Origin of the sequence: Chryseobacterium tongliaonense (assembly GCF_041224435.1) — a bacterium.
In the GTDB taxonomy this organism is placed as follows: Bacteria; Bacteroidota; Bacteroidia; order Flavobacteriales; family Weeksellaceae; genus Chryseobacterium; species Chryseobacterium tongliaoense.
Map to the genome: position 1 here is coordinate 329089 of NZ_JBGFFD010000001.1, position 14838 is coordinate 343926.

The following is a 14838-nucleotide window of genomic DNA, read 5'->3' on the forward strand; positions in this document are numbered from 1 at the left end:
GACGAAGGAAGAATCTAAACCAGCAAAAGGATACTTAAGTTATTTCAAATTCAGATCCTGTGCAATCAGCCATGCCTCACTCCAGCAAGCCTGGAAGTTAAAGCCACCGGTTACCGCATCAATATTCAAAACCTCTCCGGCAACATAAAAGTTAGGCAAAATTTTAGAAGACATATTTTTAAAATTGATTTCTTTTAAATCTACCCCTCCGGCGGTTACAAACTCATCTTTAAACGTCGATTTTCCATTTACCCGAAGCTTCTTTTTGCATAAGTTTTCAAGAATATTCTGCATTTCTTTTCCAGAAATATTCGCAACCTGTTTATTGAGATCAACCTTTGAAACCTCTAAGATCTTCTGCCAGAAACGATTGGTGATATCAAAGATTTTAGATTGTCCGATCGTTTTTTTCGGATTAGTCTGTTTAAAATTTTGAAAAGATTCTTCCGCATCCTGAATGGGTTTTGAAATAAAATTTACTTCAATTTCAACATTATATTTCAGCTTTGCCAGGCTTATGGCTTCCCACGCCGATATTTTCAGAACTGCAGGCCCGGAAAGGCCCCAATGCGTAATCAGCAATGGCCCGCTTTCTTCAGTCTTTAATGAAGGAATGGAAATCTCTGCATTTTCAAAACTCGTTCCTGCCAGGTCTTTCAATAATTCATCTTTGATATTAAACGTGAAAAGCGATGGAACCAGATCAACAATGGTATGTCCTAAATTTTCAATAATCTTCAGTGATTTCGGAGAACTTCCGGTTGTATAAATCACAAAATCAGCTTCAAAATCGCCTAAACTGGTTCTGACTACATATTTCTCACCTGTTTTCTCAATTTCTTTTACAGAGCATTTTGTCTTGACCTCAATATTCTTCTGCTGAATCTCGTTAAGGAATGTCTTGATAATCGTTTGAGAAGAATTGCTTTCAGGGAAGATTCTGTTATCATCCTCTATTTTCAGCGAGACTTTTCGTTGGTCAAACCAGTCCATGGTGTCTCCGGGTTGGAATTTGGTGAAAACACTTAGTAATTCTTTATTTCCACGGGGATAAAACTGCACCAGTTCTCTTGGGTCAAAACAGGCATGAGTGACATTGCAGCGCCCGCCTCCGGAGACTTTCACTTTCTGAAGCACATCCGAATTTTGCTCAAGGATGGTAATTTTATATTGAGTTTCGTCAAGGTTTGATGCACAGAAAAATCCGGCTGCACCACCCCCGATTATGATAATTTGTTTCATTTTTTAATCCTATGCTGAAGATTATTTTTCCAAAAGTACAATTTTTATAAACCATCTTATTTGAGTATTTTTGAAGAATATAATTTTATTATCCTAAAAACGATTTTTAAATGATATTCTACCATACATTCGAAGTGCGTTGGAGCGATCTTGATGCCAACAAACATTTAGCCAATTCATCCTATGTACAATACTGTGCACAGGCCAGAATGGCTTTTATGACAAAAGAAAAAATGGGGGTAACCCAGCTGAGCCGATGGGGAATCGGGCCCGTAATCCTGCATGAGCGATATTCTTTTTTCAAAGAAATTTATGCGGACCAGACAGTGATTGTAAGTGTGGAAATAGACGGATGTTCAGAAGACTCTTCTATTTACCGTTTCTTACACAAATTTTATACGCCGGATGGGGTACACTGTGCGACTTCCGAAGCAACAGGGGTTTGGATTGATATGATGCTGCGAAAAATGACAACTCCGCCTGATGATGTAGTAGAAGCGATGAATAAATACAAAACGGCAGATACGGAGGTCTTAACGAGAGAACATTTTAAGAAGTTCCCTTTCCATCCGCAAAATATTGATCCGGAAGAATTTAAATAGTTTAAAAGTTCATTATTTAGAGTGTGTCAGTCATGAATGCATTTTACATTGGACATTGTACAAAAAATAAAATTTATGTTTGAAGATAAATCACAGGAATTAACACCCATATCCAAATTAGGGGAATTTGGACTGATTAAGCATTTAACGGAGCATTTTCCCTTGTCGAATGAATCTTCGGAGCTTGGTGTGGGAGATGATGCAGCGGTGATCAACCCCGGGAATAAAAAAGTAGTTCTTACAACCGATGTTCTGGCAGAAGGAGTTCATTTTAATTTAGGATACGTTCCGTTAAAACATTTAGGCTACAAAGCAGTGGTCGTCAATCTCAGTGATATTGCAGCAATGAATGCAACTCCTACCCAGATTTTGGTTTCTCTGGCGGTTTCAAACCGTTTTCCGGTAGAGGCTCTGGAAGAACTGTATTCGGGAATTCAGGCGGCTTGTGGCCGTTATAAAGTGGATCTGATTGGCGGAGATACCACGAGTTCCAATGCAGGACTGGTGATGAGCATTACCGCGGTAGGAATTGAGGCGGAAGAAAATATCGTAAAAAGAAGCGGTGCAAAACCGAATGATCTGCTTGTCGTGAGCGGAGATCTTGGCGGAGCTTATATGGGTCTTCAGATTCTGGAAAGAGAGCATGCTGTTTTCCTTGCCGATCCGAATATGCAGCCTGAAATGGAAGGCTTCGATTATATCCTTGAAAGACAATTGAAACCTGAAGCAAGAACAGATGTTAAAGCGATCTTGGCAGAATTGGATATCAAACCGACTTCTATGATTGATATCTCTGACGGATTGGCTTCCGAAATTCTTCACCTTTCAGATCAGTCAAAAGTTGGTTTCAGATTGTATGAAGAGAAAATCCCGATGGACAGCCTTACAATTTCCACGGCGGATGAAATGAACCTGAATCCTGTAATGACCGCCTTAAGCGGTGGAGAAGATTATGAATTGTTGTTCACGATCTCGTCCGGTGATTTTGACAAAATTAAAAATCACCCTGATTTTACCATTATCGGGCATGCAGTAGACAAAGAAGACGGAAACTTTATGGTAGCAAGAGGCTCCAATCAATTGGTTTCTCTCACCGCACAGGGATGGGACGCTTTTTTAGGGAACCAGGAAGGATAAATTATACTTAATTTTCAATATTGTTAAAAACCACGGCATCTGCCGTGGTTTTAATATAATGTGGATTATAATTTGATTAGGCTTTCACAATATTAATAATCACCTCCGTCGCTTTTTCCATGCTTTCAAGGGCAACATATTCGTAAGGTCCGTGGAAATTGATCCCGCCGGCGAAAATATTCGGACATGGAAGTCCCATATAAGACAACTGGGCTCCGTCTGTTCCCCCTCTGATCGCTTTGATTTTAGGTTCAATATTCGCTTCCTGCATTGCTTTTGCCGCAAGGTCGATGATATGCATTTTACCTTCAAACTGCTGCTTCATATTACGGTATTGCTCCTTTATTTCAACTTCTGCAGTGCCTGCGCCATGCTTTTGATTGAATTCAGTCACCTTTTCTTCCATAAACTTCTTTCTGGCTTCGAATTTTTCTTCATCATGGTCACGGATGATGTATTGAAGTTTTGCCTCAGAAATATCAGCTGTAATATCCATTAAATGATAAAACCCGTCAAAGCCTTTAGTGGTAGCCGGTGTTTCGTTAGCCGGAAGCATTTGAGCAAATTCAGAAGCCAATAATGCTGCATTTACCATTTTTCCGTAAGCATAACCCGGATGCACGCTTAATCCGTGGATTTTTACTATAGCTCCGGCCGCATTGAAGTTTTCATATTCCAGTTCACCTACTTCTCCGCCATCCATGGTGTAGGCCCATTCTGCCCCGAATTTAGCAACATCAAATTTATGGGCTCCTCTTCCGATTTCTTCATCAGGAGTAAATCCTATTGCAATTCTTCCGTGTTTGATCTCAGGATGAGCAATCAGATATTCCGCAGCCGTTACAATTTCTGCACAACCCGCTTTATCATCTGCTCCCAGAAGAGTATTTCCGTCGGTAGTAATCAAAGTCTGACCGATATATTTTTTTAAACTTTCAAATTTTGAAGGCGATAATGTGAATCCTGTAGTCTGATTTAAAATTAGATCATCTCCGGCATAGTTTTCCCAAACCTGAGGCTTTACATTTTCTCCACTGAAATCCGGTGATGTATCGTAATGTGAAATAAACCCAATCGTTGGTCTTTCATCATTTTCAATATTAGAAGGAACATAGCCCATAATATAACCGTTATCATCAATCGAAACATTTTCCAAACCGATCGTTTTCAGTTCTTCAACAATATATTTAGCGATGTCCCATTGTTGAGGTGTAGATGGGGTTGCTTCGCTTTCTGCGTCACTTGTCGAATATATTTTTACATAATTAAGAAAACGGTTTAGTAGTTTTTCTTTCCATAATGGGTTGAATTCTATTGTACTCATCAGATATCATAAATTTTAACAAAGTTAATAAATTTGGTGCTCAGAATGTATTATTTGCAGTTGAATATCAGTTATTGAAATTTTAAATCACATATAAATTCTTGAAAATCAAAAATATGTTAGCTTTGTGCAGATCATATATAAACTTGTTTAGTTTTTATTATATTTGAGAAAATCAAAAGTAAAAATGTTTCTTACTGAATGTCCTAGAGATGCAATGCAAGGTTGGGGAGAATTTATCCCTACCGATAAAAAAATAGATTACATCAACTCTTTAATGGAAGTTGGGTTTGATGTATTGGATAGTCTGAGCTTTGTTTCTCCGAAAGCAATTCCTCAGATGGCTGATTCCGATGAGGTTGCTGAAAATATTGATAAATCACGCTCCAACACCAAAGTTTCTGCCATTATCGGAAATTACAGGGGTGCAGAGAAAGCCTTAAAACATCAGTCTGTTGATATTCTGGGATTTCCGTTTTCGATTTCGGAAACTTTCCAGCACAGGAATACCAACAAGAATCAGGAGGAAGCTTTTAATGAAATTATTAAAATGCTTGAGCTGGTAAAAAGTGAAAACCGTGAGCTGAACATCTATTTTTCAATGGCATTCGGAAATCCTTATGGTGAAATGTGGAAATGGGAAGATGTGGATTTCTGGGCACAAAGGTTTTCTGAAATAGGAATTAAAAACATCTTACTTTCTGATACCACGGGAGTTGCAACGCCGGAAACGATCTCTCTTTTATTTGAGAAGATCCCTTCAAAATATCCGGAAATCAATTTCGGGGGCCACTTTCATAACCGTTATGAAGATTCGTACTCAAAATTAAAAGCAGCTTATGATAAAGGCTGCCGAAGATTTGACAGTGCCATTAAAGGAATCGGAGGTTGCCCGATGGCAAAAGATGATCTTGTGGGAAATATGCCTACAGAACAGGTAATCAATTTTATGAGTGTAGAAAAGGTAGAACATAATCTAAACCTTCTTAATTTCGAAAGCTCATATAATAAAGCAAAGGATATCTTTCATTTTTAAAATGAATTAACCATAAAAAATCAATAGGAGCGGGTTTTAACCCGCTCTCCTGTATTGAAACCCTCAATGGGCTTCAGCCGAAACTTATCTTAAAATTAATTCCAAAATCAATACAATGTCTCCAATCCTGTCACCTTCCGAATTAAAAGAAAATTTCCAAAACAAAAACCTCATCCTCCTCGATGCAAGAGCAGGAAAAGATATGCGTGAGAACTATCTTCAAAGGCATATCAAAGGAGCCCGGTTTATTGATCTGGATAAAGATCTTGCCGAAATCGGTGACAATGCCGCTTTTGGAGGAAGACATCCGTTGCCGGGTGTTGAAAAATTCAGTAAAACCCTTTCAGATCTTGGAATTTCAGAAGATTCCCGCATTGTTGTGTATGATGATAAAAATGGTGCGAATGCAGCTGCAAGAGCCTGGTGGATGCTAAAGTCTTTCGGATTTAAACATGTTCAGGTTTTAGATGGTGGTATTCAGGCTGCAGAAAAAAACGGATTAGAATTTTCATCCGGCGATGAACATTTTAATAAAACCGGATTGATAAAAAGAGAGAACTGGCTTCTTCCTGTTTCAACGTTGGAAGAGGTTGAAAATGAATTGAAAAACAATTCTTCAACTGTAATTGATGTAAGAGATGCTTATCGCTATAAAGGAGAATCTGAGCCTATAGATTTGGTTGCGGGACATATTCCGGGGGCGGTCAATATTCCCTTTTCTGAAAATCTTGATGAAAACGGAAACTTCTTAAAGCCTGAAATTTTAAAAGAAAAGTATCTTGAATTATTGAAAAATAATCCTGAAAATTTAATCATTCACTGTGGTTCGGGAGTAACGGCGTGTCATACGATTCTGGCTCTGGAACATGCTGGTTTTAAGATCCCTAACCTGTATGTAGGGTCGTGGAGCGAATGGAGCAGAAGAGAAGGGAAGGAAATTGCAAAAGAAGTTTAGAAATATCTGTCTCAGATCATTAAATTAAAAAATAAAAAAGAGGTCATTCAAATGGCCTCTTTATTTATTTGCATTAAAGCATTCCCAGTTCAAACTTCGCTTCCTCACTCATCATATCCTTGTTCCAGCTTGGTTCAAAAGTAAGCTCTAAATCTACGCTATTTACATGCTCTACTTCCGCAACCTTGTCTTTAACCTCCTGTGGCAGGGTTTCAGCAACAGGGCAGTTAGGTGTAGTAAGAGTCATGATAATTTTTACATCACCGTCCTCGGAAATCTGCACATCATAAACAAGACCTAACTCATAAATATCCACCGGGATTTCAGGGTCGTAAACGGTTTTAAGCTGGTTTATGATTTCTTCTCCGATATCAGCAATTTGATCGTCTGTAAATTTCATTTTTTAATCTAGATTGATATTCCTTTTCAACAAATCTTCCTGACGCATACGCCGGAAAACATTTGCCAAAGTTAAGACATCTTTTTCACAATAGTCAACTATTCTTTGCAAGTCTTTTTCTATGTAGTAGATTGATGAAACCATTGAGCCGTCGATATCATCCTTAGGAGTGGGAATTCCGAAAACATGAGCCAGTAACTCCAATGAAATGAAGCTTTTGTAATCTCCGAATTTCCAAAGCTCCATCGTATCGATATGTGGAATTTCCCAAGGCTTTTTCCCAAACATCTGGAATGGGACTGGTGGAAACATACCGTTGATCAGAAACCGTCTTGAAATCCATGGAAAATCAAATTCTTTCCCGTTGTGGGCACAAAGAATCACATCCCGGAGTCTTGGGCTGTTGAAGATTTCCCCGAATTCCTGAAGAAGCTTTTTCTCATCATGGCCGGCGAAGCTTTTAATTTTTAAAGTTTCATTCTTTTCAAGCATTCCGATTGTGATGCAAATTATCTTACCAAATTCAGCCATAATTCCGGCCCTTTCCGGATAAAATTCTTCTGCGGAAATTTCTTCTTTTCTCTGAAATCTTGTTTTTTTATCCCAAAGTTTCTGATCGGTTTCTGATAGATCTTCCCATGATCCGGCATTCGGGACTGTTTCTATATCAAGGAATAAAATTCTCTCTAATGGAATGTTCTGTATCATATGTGTTTAATGTTTAGCCGACCTGCATGCCGTTTTTTGAAGGTAATGACGGGGTCAGAAGAGTAACGTCCTTTTTATCTTCTCCATAAACTCCCAACACCAGGCATTCACTGAAAAAATTGGCGATCTGTTTTTTAGGGAAGTTGACTACTGCAAGAACCTGTTTTCCAATCAGTTCTTCTTTTTGATAAAGTGAAGTGATTTGTGCGGAAGATTTCTTTATTCCAAGGTCTCCGAAATCAATTTCTAACTGATAGGAAGGGTTTCGGGCTTTTTCAAAATCATTTACAGAAATAATGGTTCCGCACCGCATATCTATTTTTTCAAAATCTTCCCAGGATATTTCCGGTTTTATGGTCATGATAATTCTTGAATTAATTGTTCAACTTCTGTTTTTCGCTCAGCATATTTTTGTTGCAACTCTGAGCCTTCCCCCATTCTTCTGTAGTATTCCAGTGCCTTATTTCCGAAAAACTTTTTATGGAAATCCGAAACCTCGGGAACCTGTGGGAAAACCTTGTGAAAAAGCATTTCGTAATACGCCTGAAACTCTCTTTCATTTTTATCTTCAATGATATTTCCGGGAGCTTTTTGTCTTACATGAAGCATTTCATGAGCCAGCATATTGAGAACCAGGTTCAGATCAAAATCAAATAGGTTTTTAGGGATCATTACTCTTTGAGCCTGTCCCAATGCACCTTCGGCAGTCAGAAGCATGGAGTTGGGAGAGAGTTCTTCCCTGAAGCCAAATCCTGCAAAATTACTGTGTTCCAACCCGAAAGAGGAAATTAAATATTTTGCCGCATCCAGGATCTGATCATGCTCTTTATAGGCATTCAGGTGTAAATTGACTTGTTCGAAATTCATTCAAAAATATGTTTTAACAAATGTATTAAAAATATTTTCTGAAAAATCTGATTGGCGCTATTTGAACGGTTTTAAAAAAGAAAAGAACATCCGGAATTAATTTTCTGTGCAGTTAAATTGTATCTGATTGAAATATAGTTATCTGTACATTCGTTACATTTGATTGAAATAATCATACACTTAATGATTTCTTATTGCTGTTTTTAACAATAGGAATTAGTTTTAAGGAAAACTAATTTTATGAAAACAAGAATTCTATTCTTATTTACCTGTATAGGTATTGTATTGATGAATGGGCAAATGCCGAAATGGCTGACAGGAGGTGGAGGCTATTTAGATTTTACGGGTTCTTCGCCTCAGTTTACTCCGTCATCAGTTAATTCAGGAACGGGAGCTTATGATGAGCTGGGAAATATATTATTTACGGTAATCGGAGGAAATATTAATACTTCTAATGCGGGAGCCGTTAATATATCAGAAGGAGAAACATCGGTAATCAGGGTTCCGGGAAAATGTGACCAGTGGTATGTAATAGGAGTGAAGCAGTTTATTGAATATGGCAATAATCCGAATCCGAATGTTCACAGTGACGACCGGTATCTTTATAAGCTTTATCATGCTGTAATAAAAATGGTCAACGGATCTCCCAACCTTATCGGATCTGTTGTTGATGATGGAATAATAGCTGATTTAGGATATCCGGGACCTACAAATCCTATGAACCCGGTTCAGTTGCCGGGAATTGCTGTTTCAAAACTCAATGGAAATAATGAAAGATATTTATACACCGTTGGGCTTAATTATTTAAATAACAGTTCTACGGTATCCACTATTCGAAGATTTACCATTAATGGAGTAAGCCCGACAAATAGTTTTCAGAGTTTTTCGGTCTCTAGTAATTATCTTCCTACTTATTTTGGAAGCGCTGTAAGAGAATTGGAATTATATGAATCTGCTAACGGTTTGAAAATATTGGCCTGGGGAGATTCTACTGATCCACCCAATAATATCAATTCATACAACCCGGCAAGGCTGTATACTGCTGTAATTGGATCGTCTGCACCTCTTGACTGTAGCATTACCAACTATCCTTTACCACAGGGAGGTATGGTGGGAGGATTGGAGTTTTACAATAACGGACAAAATATAGTTTTTTCAATAAGCAATTTTCAGGGTTCTCCGGGAATGGTAGATTATGGTTTGCGAACACTCGATCTCAGCAACGGAACGATAGCTCCAATTACCAATTCCTTAAGAGAAGGAATTACTGGACAGATAGATAATTATCACACGATAGAAAAAGATGTATTTGGAAATTATTTTGTAGTTAAAACCGAGTATGTTTACAGTGGTCCCAATCCAGGGATGACATTTAAAGTCATGACTATTGACCTGAATAATTTATTATTGAATACAAATACTTACGAAGGATCTTTTCTTCCTGACCAGGTAGATGATGAAAATTATTATGCAGGAATGACGACTAATCTTTCTTCTGATCTGGCTGCCTTTGACAGCAATCTGGATATAGGCATAGAGCCGAACCCTTCAGCTTCACTTGGACCTGTATATTTAAGCAATGACATCTGGAACAGAGCTACAAATGACAATGGTTTAAATATCACACCCGAAAATCCGGGATATGGAGGCCCGGGTTATAATGTAATGAGATTCAGAGTACATAATATCGGTTGTGCAGCTTCTGCACCCAGCTATGCAAAATTGTACTGGTCTATTGCCTCTACAGGACAGGCATGGCCGGAATCATGGACGAATAACGGAATCCCGATTAACGGATCAACGCAGGCTTCCGGAAACGAATTGAAAACTCCATATCTTGGGTTTAATCCATCCAATCAGTATGTACCGGGACAAGGCTTTGCAATTCCGGCTTTAGCTCCGGGAGAAGAATATATTATTGATGCTAAATGGCAACCGGTAGATCCAAATGCCTGGGGATTGAATATTTTTAATAATTACAGCCATATCTGTTTTCTGGGAAGGATTACTGATCCCAATCAGCCGATGTATAATGAAAATCCGGGACCTTATGCTCCGACGGGGCCAAACATCATAAACAACAATAATATTGTTACCAGAAATGCAACTTTAGTACAATTAAATGGTGTATTCACATTAGGTGCCGGAGGATTTTTTATAGGAAATTACTTTGACAGTGTCAGAAATTTTGATATTCGCTTTGAACGGGTATATGGTTCTGCAATTCTTTTTGAAACGGTTGGAAGAATAACCGTAAAATTGGATAACAGGATTTGGGACAGATGGAAAGCAACCGGATTGAAATCAGAAGGCATTGAAGTCTTAGATTATAATACCCATGAAATTCTTATTACAGATTCTCAGAAAGCGATACTTAAAGATGTCCGTCTAGATCCGAAAGAATATCTGCCGGTTGTCTTTAATTTCAAGCTGGAAAACACCAATGTACCTACTCTTGAAAATTATAATTTTGCGGTTTCACAATACCCGACAGATAAGCCCGATGAGCAATATGGAAGTGTATGTCATTTCCTTGTGTCTATAAACGGGGAAAACAAAGACGGGGAGATATTCTGTGATGGAGAATGCTCAGAAGAAAATAAAAAAGCTGATAATGCATCTGTATTTGACGGAAGCATCAGGTTTTCTCCTAATCCTGTATCTGATTTGGCAACGGTGGATTTTACACTGAAAGAAGATGCAAAAATTGCCGTTAAAGTTGTTGATTATTATGGAAAACAAATAAAATCAATACCGGCTGGTTCCAGATTAAAAGGAGCGAATAAAATTAAATTTTCAACATCTGACCTTATAAACGGAATCTATATACTGAACATCAATACGGGATCTGAAAGCAAATCTTTACAGTTTATAGTAAAACATTAAGTAGGATTATCGTATTAAAAAAGAAACAGGGTAAATTTATCCTGTTTTTTTATGCCTTTATTTTAAAATTTTCGTTTTTACTTCCTTATTAAATTTCCGTCCTATGGGAATCCTGTAACCTGCGATATGCAGCGTATTTCCTTCAATGGAATTGATTTTATCCAGAGAAACCGTAAAAGATTTGTGAACCCTGGAGAACAATTGTTCAGGAAGTTCTTCTGAAATAGAGGAAAGGGTTCTGTACGTAATGTATATTTTGTCCTGGGAAATTACTTTTATATATTCTTTCATGCCTTCTACAAAAAGGATTTCGTCAAAACAAAGCTTGACCATCTTTTTTTCCACCTTTATAATAATATGGCCACTCTTGGCATCTGTCACTTTTCTTTTCAGTTCGTTTTCAATCTTTGAAACAGATTTAATAAACCGGAACAAAGGAATTGGCTTTACCAGATAATCCAGTACATTTAAATCATAGCTTTCGGCAGCAAATTCCCTGTATGCGGTGGTGACAATAATCTTGGTGTTACTGCTGTTTTCATAAAGCCGGATTAATTCAAAACCGGACATCTGAGGCATATTAATATCTACAAAAAGGACATCTATGGGATTTTTCTTTAAAAATTCCAATGCCTGAACAGAGTCGAAAAAAACACCCACAACTTCATAATTCGGATAATTTTTTAAATAATTGACCAGAACATCAGTTGCCAAAGGCTCGTCATCCACAATTACACATTTAGTTTTCATAATTGACAGGGATTTTTAATTTTACAATATAATAATTCAGCTTGCTGGCCTGGGAGAGTTCAAATTCATTTTGATACAGCAGCTTTAACCGGTTGATCACATTCTCGATTCCAATTCCGCCTTTCAGGAAAGCTTCTTTTGAATTCACATAATTATTGATTACTTCAAAAACGAAATATTGATCATTTTCTGTATTGCAGTTGATCTTTATTTTGATAACTCCTTTATAACCACCGTGTTTAAAGGCGTTCTCTATAAAAGTAATGAAAATCATAGGCGGAACGATGATGTGCTCAATGTTGGAATTGATGCTCGTTATTACCTCAATATTTTTAAATCTGAGCCTTTCAATATCAATATAATTCTGGATATATTCAAGCTCACGGACTAAAGGCACGAAGTTATTGTCTTTCACATCATACAGCACAAATTTCATCAGCTTTGACAGCTTAATGATCACACTGGAAACCAGATCCGAGTTTGAAATAGATAATGAATACAAATTGTTCAGTGTATTGAAAAAGAAATGCGGCTGTATCTGGTTTTCAAAATTTTTCAGCTTTATTTTAATCTGTTCTTCCCGCAGTTTCCTGTTTCTTTCTCTTTCCCTTAACCAGTTCATGGTAAGATAAACGGAAGATGCCAACGTAAGTACATATAGTTCCCCCACACATTCGGAAATGATATGATTAATACCGAAAGGCTTATACCGAAAGTTGGCTTCCGGCCAGATGTCCTCAGATATCAGGAATAGGATTAAAAAAGTTTTAAGCACATAGATCAGCCCAAGACAAAATAGGATAATGAAAATATAGCTTTTATACCTCGATTTTAAAATAAACCGGGGGATCAAAATAAAGATATTAAAATAAATAAATGCTATGTGAAGGGCAAATTCTACAAGATTTGATTTAAAAGAATATATATAATCATCATAATAAGCTCCCCATCTCAAAAAATTGAGAAGGAAATAAGTCATCCAGAATAAAACATGATATTTTAACCGGAAATCAGACTTAAGCATCTGGCTATCTATGGCCATGTTTTCATGAGGCTTTGCATTTGAACCCGTACAGGTTGTTTTTTTGTGAAAAATTGATAGAAATTAATTGTTTTCATAGATCAAAAAGGGATAATTAAGAGTGTTAAAAATGTTGTTGGTAGATCAGATTTTGTTTTTTGTTTAAATTCTAATGCTGTTGGTTTAATATTTTTTTTTAGATGTTCATAAAGAAATACATTTAGAAAAACTTAATAAAAATTTAACATTTACATCATTTTCGGTAATTTTTATAAAAACAGGGATTATGCTTGTTTTTTAATTTAATGATAAGGGATTGCCTGCGGAACTGTTAAATTTTAAAGATTGTCTGTCAAATTTCATCAAAAATAAAAAAATAAAATAAATGCAAAACACGTAAATCTATGAAAAACCTATCTTCGATTTTAAAACTGAACAGAATCTTAATTTTAGTAATGGGTCTGTTTTTTTTATCAGGCTGTAATAGCGATTCTCTTACAGAAGCTGAAAATAGTGGTCCGGCTGCGACACCATTAAAAGCAAATACAAATTCGCGTATTGTAACCTTGCAAAAGAGCCCGATTTCTGTGATGTATGTTGAAGTTAACAACAATGACATCCGTGAAGTTGGGAAATATAAATTGTCCAACGGCCAGCAGTTATTTGATGTTGCCATTATTTTTGCCGCTAACATTAACTACAATACAACGACTCAGAAAGCCTATCTGCATTTTAATGATCAGGTAACGAATGTTCTTACAAACTCTGCAACCTATATAAAGCCATTGCAGGATAAAGGGATAAAAGTAATGTTGTCCGTATTAGGAAACCATCAGGGAGCAGGTTTTGCCAATTTCCCTTCTCAGGCTGCCGCACAGGCATTTGCACAGGAGTTGGCCAATGCCGTCAACACTTATGGCCTGGATGGAATCGATTTTGACGACGAATATGCAGAATACGGGAATAACTCTACATCACAGCCCAATGCATCTTCATTCGTTTATCTGGTTACTGCTCTCAGAGATTTATTGCCGGATAAAATAATAAGCTTTTACAATATCGGCCCTTCTGCCAGTAACTTATCTTACAATGGGGTCACGGTGGGGTCTAAAGTTGATTTTGCCTGGAATCCTTATTATAGTACTTATTCTGCACCGAATATCCCCGGATTGGTAAAAAGCCAGTTAGGAGCCGCTGCAGTGGATGTGACGGCTACAAGCTCTTCAACAGCTACCAATTTTGCGACCAAAACAAAAACAGATGGTTACGGCGTTTATCTGTGTTATAATCTGACTTCCGCCAATATTGCATCCTATATCTCCAATGCTACCAATGCCCTTTATGGCTACACTACAACTTATGATAACGGAACTACGACGCCACCTTCTACAGATATTGTGTCCGGAGCAACCTATACTCTGATTTCAGCTGTTAACAATTCGAGTGTATTGGATGTAGCATCCTCAGGAACTACGAACGGAACAAAAGTGCAATTATGGGGTTCCAATAATTCAAATGCCCAGAAATGGGTCATTACCAGCCTCAATAACGGGTATTATAAACTACAGCCTGCCAATGCTTCCACTAAGGCTTTAGATGACAGCGGCTCAGGTACAGCCGACGGAACTCAGCAGGTGATCTGGTCATATGGAGGAACTTCCAATCAGCAATGGAAAATAACATCGGTGGGAAATGGATATTTTACATTGTCCCCGGCATGTGCTCCTAATTCCTGTCTGGATGTTAATCAATCTGCAACGACCGACGGAACTAAAATCCAGATATGGACTGCCAATGGGAGTAATGCTCAGAAATGGAAATTAGTAAAATTATAGTTTCATTGTATGTTTGTCCCAAGATGATTTTAGATTATTTTATTTCTTGGGATAGTTCTTTTAAACAAATGAGAG

Annotated in this window: 14 protein-coding genes; 6 read left to right on the forward strand and 8 right to left on the reverse strand. The window is 37.5% G+C overall.

The genetic code is table 11. The annotated features are described in order from the left end of the window. Nucleotides 1–39: 39 nt before the first annotated feature. Nucleotides 40–1242 carry a BaiN/RdsA family NAD(P)/FAD-dependent oxidoreductase gene (locus AB8P06_RS01635; RefSeq protein ID WP_369836996.1) on the reverse strand — a complete coding sequence of 401 codons (1203 nt, stop codon included), beginning with the start codon at nucleotides 1240–1242 and terminating at the stop codon, nucleotides 40–42. 110 nt (nucleotides 1243–1352) lie between these two features. On the opposite strand from AB8P06_RS01635, the gene AB8P06_RS01640 reads away from it, so the two are divergent. Then, nucleotides 1353–1844 (forward strand): acyl-CoA thioesterase, encoded by a 492-nt coding sequence (locus AB8P06_RS01640; protein WP_369836998.1) that lies wholly within the window; start codon nucleotides 1353–1355, stop codon nucleotides 1842–1844. Between the two features lie 75 nt (nucleotides 1845–1919). Further along, nucleotides 1920–2981: a thiamine-phosphate kinase gene (thiL, locus tag AB8P06_RS01645; protein ID WP_369837001.1), complete on the forward strand. Its 1062-nt coding sequence runs from the start codon at nucleotides 1920–1922 to the stop codon at nucleotides 2979–2981. A 76-nt stretch (nucleotides 2982–3057) separates the two neighbouring features. On the opposite strand, the gene pepT is transcribed toward thiL, so the two are convergent. Beyond that, a complete protein-coding gene (gene pepT, locus AB8P06_RS01650) occupies nucleotides 3058–4305 on the reverse strand; it encodes a peptidase T (protein ID WP_369837004.1) in 1248 nt (415 codons plus the stop codon). 187 nt (nucleotides 4306–4492) lie between these two features. On the opposite strand from pepT, the gene AB8P06_RS01655 reads away from it, so the two are divergent. Both AB8P06_RS01655 and AB8P06_RS01660 read left to right on the forward strand, forming a co-directional pair. Next, the gene (locus AB8P06_RS01655; RefSeq protein WP_369837007.1) at nucleotides 4493–5341 is read left to right on the forward strand and encodes a hydroxymethylglutaryl-CoA lyase; all 849 of its coding nucleotides are present in this window, start codon (nucleotides 4493–4495) and stop codon (nucleotides 5339–5341) included. 115 nt (nucleotides 5342–5456) lie between these two features. Then, nucleotides 5457–6296, forward strand: coding sequence for a sulfurtransferase (locus AB8P06_RS01660; protein WP_369837010.1), 840 nt, complete (start codon nucleotides 5457–5459; stop codon nucleotides 6294–6296). A 73-nt stretch (nucleotides 6297–6369) separates the two neighbouring features. Here AB8P06_RS01660 and AB8P06_RS01665 read toward each other — a convergent pair whose 3' ends face one another. The 4 genes from AB8P06_RS01665 to AB8P06_RS01680 are packed head-to-tail and all read right to left on the reverse strand — an operon-like array spanning nucleotide 6370 to nucleotide 8271. Then, nucleotides 6370–6696, reverse strand: coding sequence for an SUF system Fe-S cluster assembly protein (locus tag AB8P06_RS01665; RefSeq protein ID WP_007844500.1), 327 nt, complete (start codon nucleotides 6694–6696; stop codon nucleotides 6370–6372). Between the two features lie 3 nt (nucleotides 6697–6699). Then, on the reverse strand, nucleotides 6700–7404 hold the full coding sequence (locus AB8P06_RS01670; RefSeq protein WP_369837015.1) for a 3'-5' exonuclease: 705 nt from the start codon (nucleotides 7402–7404) through the stop codon (nucleotides 6700–6702). Nucleotides 7405–7417: 13 nt separating this feature from the next. Continuing rightward, on the reverse strand, nucleotides 7418–7765 hold the full coding sequence (locus tag AB8P06_RS01675) for a tRNA-binding protein (RefSeq protein WP_369837017.1): 348 nt from the start codon (nucleotides 7763–7765) through the stop codon (nucleotides 7418–7420). Further along, entirely contained in the window at nucleotides 7762–8271 is a 510-nt protein-coding gene (locus AB8P06_RS01680) for a hypothetical protein (RefSeq protein WP_369837020.1), read from the reverse strand. Before AB8P06_RS01680 ends, AB8P06_RS01675 begins: the two co-directional genes overlap by 4 nt. A 240-nt stretch (nucleotides 8272–8511) precedes the next feature. Here AB8P06_RS01680 and AB8P06_RS01685 point away from each other — a divergent pair, with 240 nt between their 5' ends. Continuing rightward, the gene (locus tag AB8P06_RS01685; protein WP_369837023.1) at nucleotides 8512–11157 is read left to right on the forward strand and encodes a T9SS type A sorting domain-containing protein; all 2646 of its coding nucleotides are present in this window, start codon (nucleotides 8512–8514) and stop codon (nucleotides 11155–11157) included. A gap of 57 nt (nucleotides 11158–11214) precedes the next feature. On the opposite strand, the gene AB8P06_RS01690 is transcribed toward AB8P06_RS01685, so the two are convergent. Further along, complete coding sequence (locus tag AB8P06_RS01690) at nucleotides 11215–11907, reverse strand: LytR/AlgR family response regulator transcription factor (RefSeq protein ID WP_369837026.1); 693 nt, start codon at nucleotides 11905–11907, stop codon at nucleotides 11215–11217. Further along, the gene (locus AB8P06_RS01695) at nucleotides 11897–12949 is read right to left on the reverse strand and encodes a sensor histidine kinase (RefSeq protein WP_369837029.1); all 1053 of its coding nucleotides are present in this window, start codon (nucleotides 12947–12949) and stop codon (nucleotides 11897–11899) included. Before AB8P06_RS01695 ends, AB8P06_RS01690 begins: the two co-directional genes overlap by 11 nt. 383 nt (nucleotides 12950–13332) lie before the next feature. Between AB8P06_RS01695 and AB8P06_RS01700 the strand changes: the two genes are divergently transcribed. Next, the gene (locus AB8P06_RS01700) at nucleotides 13333–14763 is read left to right on the forward strand and encodes an endo-beta-N-acetylglucosaminidase H (RefSeq protein WP_369837032.1); all 1431 of its coding nucleotides are present in this window, start codon (nucleotides 13333–13335) and stop codon (nucleotides 14761–14763) included. Nucleotides 14764–14838 lie beyond the last annotated feature (75 nt).